This is a genomic window from Rhizobacter sp. P3_B12, assembly GCF_056402895.1.
Genome location: NZ_JBFUGN010000524.1, coordinates 1 through 4307 on the forward strand (window position 1 = coordinate 1; position 4307 = coordinate 4307).

The window sequence follows — 4307 nt, forward strand, 5'->3', positions numbered from 1 at the left end:
CTGCAAGGCCTGCACCGGCAGCTGCTGCAGTCGGAGGCGCAGCTGGCCGAGGCCCGCGCGCGCTACAGCCGCTTTGCCGGCAGCTACAACGCGCTGACCCAGTCGTTCCCGGATGCGATCGCCGCCCGGCTGGCCGGCTACGCCTCCGTACCCACCCACCTCTGATCCAGGGAGATGACCATGAACGAGAACCTCATCCATCGCCTGCGGCGCGGGGCGCTGGCCTGCACCGTGGCTGTGGTCGCCACCGCGGCCGCACTGAGTGCCTGCGGTGGTGGCGACGGCCCCGCGCCCGCCGACACCGCGGCGCAGGACGCATCGCGCGCTCGCGCGATGGCCGCCCCCTTGGCCGCGCCACGCTTCAACTACGCCGAGGCGCTGCAGAAATCGGTGCTGTTCTACGAAGCGCAGCAATCCGGCAAGCTGCCGGCCTGGAACCGCGTCACCAGCTGGCGCGGCGATTCGCGCCTGTCCGATGGCAGCGACATCGGCCGCGACCTGACCGGCGGCTGGTACGACGCCGGCGACCATGTGAAGTTCGGCTTCCCGATGGCCTTCAGCGCGACCCAGCTCGCCTGGGGCGGGCTGCGCTTCAAGGCCGGCTACCAGGCCGCCGGCCAGTACGACGCGCTGCTCGCCAACCTGCGCTTCGTCAACGACTACTTCATGCGCGCGCACACCGCGCCGAACGAGCTGGTGGTGCAGGTGGGCAACGGCGGCACCGACCACAGCTGGTGGGGGCCGGTCGAGGTCTACCCGCTCGCGGCGCCGAGCTACAAGATCACCGCGAGCTGCGGCGGATCGGACGTGGCGGCCGAGACCGCGGCGGCCATGGCAGCCGCCTCGATGCTGTTCGCGCCCAGCGATCCCGGCTATGCGGCGCAACTGCTGACGCATGCGCGGCAGCTGTACACCTTCGCCGACACCGTGCGCGCGAAGTACTCCGACTGCGTCCCCGACGCGGCCAACTACTACAACTCCTGGTCGGGCTACTACGACGAGCTGGCCTGGGGCGCCGCCTGGCTGTACCGCGCCACCGGCGAGGCGGCCTACCTGCAGAAGGCCGAGTCGTTCGTGGGCAACTTCGGCACCGAAGGCCAGACCGCCTACCTGCCGTACAAGTGGACGCTGGGCTGGGACAGCAAGCTCGTCGGCGTCTACCTGATGCTGGCCGAAAGCACCGGCAAGGCGCTCTACAAGGACGCGCTGGAGCGCAACCTCGACTACTGGACCACCGGCACCTCGGACGGCCAGCGCGTGACCTACACGCCGGGCGGCCTGGCCTGGCTCGACCAGTGGGGCTCGCTGCGCTATGCGATGAACGAGGCCTTCATCGCGCTCGCCTATGCCGACGTGGTGGGCGACGCGGCGAAGCAGCAGCGCTACCGCGATTTCGCGACGCGCCAGGTCAACTACGTGCTGGGCGACAACCCGCGCCAGGGCAGCTACCTGATCGGCTTCGGCGTCAACCCGCCGCAGCACCCGCACCACCGCACGGCGCACGGCTCGTGGCTGGACAGCCAGGCGACGCCGGCGCAGCACCGCCACCTGCTGTATGGCGCGATGGTGGGCGGGCCGGGCGCGAACGATTCGTACAGCGACGACATCGGCAACTACGTGTCGAACGAGGTCGCGACCGACTACAACGCGGCCTTCACCGGCGTGCTGGCGAAGATGAACGAGCTGGCGCCGGGGGGCGCGCCGCTCGCGAACTTCCCGCCGCGCGAGGTGGCCACCGAGGACGAGTTCTTCGTCGAGGCCGGCATCAACAGTTCGGGCGGCACCTACACCGAGATCAAGGCGCTGCTGAACAACCGCTCGGGCTGGCCGGCGCGGCATGGCGACAAGCTCTCGCTGCGCTACTACGTCGACCTGGGCGAGGTGATCGCGGCCGGCGTGCCGGCCTCGGCGATCACGCTGAGCACGAACTACTCGCAGGGTGGCGCGGCGAGCGGTCTGTTCCGCTGTGGCACGAGCACCATCTACTACGCCGTCGCGGACTTCACCGGCACCGACATCTACCCGGGCGGCCAGTCGGCGCACCGCAAGGAGATCCAGTTCCGCTTGGCGGCGCCCTCGGGCACGGCGTACTGGAACCCGGCGAACGACCCGTCGTATGCGGGGCTCGCAGCCGGCAGCACGGTCAAGTCGCTGGCGATCCCGGTCTACTCGAACGGTGTGAAGGTGTTCGGCAACGAGCCGCCGGCGTGTGGCGGCAGCCCGGTCATCCCGCCGGCCGCACCGCAGGGTCTCACGGCCACCGGCGGGGCCGGGTCGGTGACGCTCGCGTGGACGGCGGCGGCGACTGCGACGAGCTACTCGGTGAAGCGCTCGGCCAGCGGGGCGGCGGGCAGCTTCAGTGCGGTCGCATCGCCGACCGCGACGAACTACGTCGACACCGGGCTGGCGGCGAACACCACTTACTGGTACCAGGTGACGGCCGCGAATGCGGGCGGGGAGGGCGCCGCCAGTGCCGTGGTATCGGCCACCACGCAGCAGGGGACGACCCCACCGCCGGGCTCGTGCGCGGTCACGCTGGACATCAGCAACGATTGGGGCGCGGGCCAGGTGATGGCGATCCGCCTGGCCAACACCGGCACGCTGGCCTTGAGCAACTGGCAGCTGTCATGGACCGAGTCGAACGACTTCACGGTGACCAACTCCTGGAGCAGCGTGGTGACGTCCAGTGCACGCATCATCACCGTCCGGCCGGTGGACTGGAACGCGACGGTGGCGGCAGGCAGTTCGGTCGACCTCGGGATGCAGCTCGCGTACAGCGGCGCACGGCCGATCCCATCGAACGTGCAGGTCCAGGGGCGCGACTGCAGCATCGCCGTGGTGACGGCGCGCTGAGGCAGGCCGATGGTCACGGACGCGAGCCCGGCCGCAGCCGCCCCATCAGCGGATCGCTGATGCTGTCGTCGCCGTTCTCGACGTGGCCGGCGAAGCGCGCCGCGAACGCCGCATCGCCGTCGACGGTGATCTCCAGCTCGTACCAGCCGCGGCTGCGTTCGAGCGGCCAGTACTTCGCGGTCGACTGGCCGGGCCTGAGCCGGTCGGCCCATCGATCGTCGCCGTGTCCGTCCCCGCGCCCGTCGTGGCGCCCGTCACCATACCCGTCGCGCACCCGCACGCCCACCGCCTGCAGCCCGACGTTCGTGATCGACAGCGTGATGCCGAGCCGCCCCTCGTCGTAGCTCGCGCGGATCAGCAGCTTGCTGCTGTCGGCGCGGGCCTTGCCCTTGAAGGCCCGCAGGAAGCCGTTCGGCCCGCTGACCGACAGGTCATACGACCCGTCGACCGCCGCCGCCCACGAGGCCGACAGCAGGCGCTGCGGTTCGACCGTGAAGTTCCTCGGTGCTTGCGCCGCCTGCCCCGAGCGCACGTGGAAGACCGCTGCCGCCTTGCCGGTGTTGCCGAAGTTGAGCTGGAACGATGCCGCCGCGGTGTTCGCCGCGCCTTCGGCATGCAACACATAGGGCAGCGCCCGCGCCGGCCGCACGCCGGGCTCCTGCACCGGCAGCAGCGGCGAGGTCGGCGGCACGATCGCGTAGTCGGGGTGCCGCACCAGGTCGGCAGGCATCAGCCCCGCGGTGCTCGGCAGCCGCACGCGATCGCGATCCGGGCGCGAGAAATCGAGCGTCGACGTCAGGTCGCCAGCCACCGCGCGCCGCCACGGCGTGATGTTGGGCTCGATGAGTTGCGGATGCGCCTTCGCGTGGCGCGCCTCGATGAAGCGGATCAGCGAGGTGTGGTCGAACACCTGCGAGTTGACCCAGCCGCCCTTGCTCCACGGCGACACCACGAGCATCGGCACCCGCATGCCCAGGCCGTACGGTGCGCTCGGGTGGGCGGCGTCGCCGGCCGGGTAGATCTCGTTGACGGTGTCCACCGTCGACGCGCCTTGCCCGGCAAACGGCGGGGTGGGCGGCACCATGTGATCGAAGAAGCCGCCTTCCTCGTCGTAGTTGATGAACAGCACCGTCTTGCCGAACACATCCGGGTTCGAGGCCAGGATGTCGATGACCTGCGAGCTGTACCAGGCGCCGAAATCCGCCGTGTGGTTCGGGTGCTCGCTGAAGGCCTCGGGTGCGACGATCCACGACACCGCCGGCAGGCGGCCGCTGCGCACGTCCTCGCGCAGCGTGTCGAACAGGCGCGCCGGATCGCGGTTCAGCGCGTTGATCTGCGTGCCGCTGCGCGCCGCGACGGCCAGCGGCGATCCTTCGGGCGCGTTCTGGTACTGGTGGAAATACAGCAGCGAGTTGTCGCCGTAGTTGCCGATGTAGGGGTCCGAGGTCCAGCCC

The 4307-nt window shown here is 70.4% G+C and carries 3 protein-coding genes; 2 read left to right on the forward strand and 1 reads right to left on the reverse strand.

The annotated features are described in order from the left end of the window. The first annotated feature begins 9 nt into the window (after nt 1-9). Nucleotides 10-165 carry a LemA family protein gene (locus tag AC1D01_RS22865; RefSeq protein ID WP_477870364.1) on the forward strand — a complete coding sequence of 52 codons (156 nt, stop codon included), beginning with the start codon at nt 10-12 and terminating at the stop codon, nt 163-165. A gap of 15 nt (nt 166-180) precedes the next feature. Then, nucleotides 181-2853, forward strand: a complete 2673-nt coding sequence (locus tag AC1D01_RS22870) for a glycoside hydrolase family 9 protein (protein ID WP_477870360.1) — start codon at nt 181-183, stop codon at nt 2851-2853. A 13-nt stretch (nt 2854-2866) separates the two neighbouring features. On the opposite strand, the gene AC1D01_RS22875 is transcribed toward AC1D01_RS22870, so the two are convergent. Beyond that, on the reverse strand, nt 2867-4307 hold a 1441-nt coding region (locus AC1D01_RS22875; RefSeq protein ID WP_477870362.1), incomplete at its 5' end, for an alkaline phosphatase family protein.

Bases quoted from the DNA above. Each gene is read 5' to 3' on its own strand.
- AC1D01_RS22870 (WP_477870360.1), top strand. From the start codon at position 181: ATGAACGAGAACCTCATCCATCGCCTGCGGCGCGGGGCGCTGGCCTGC.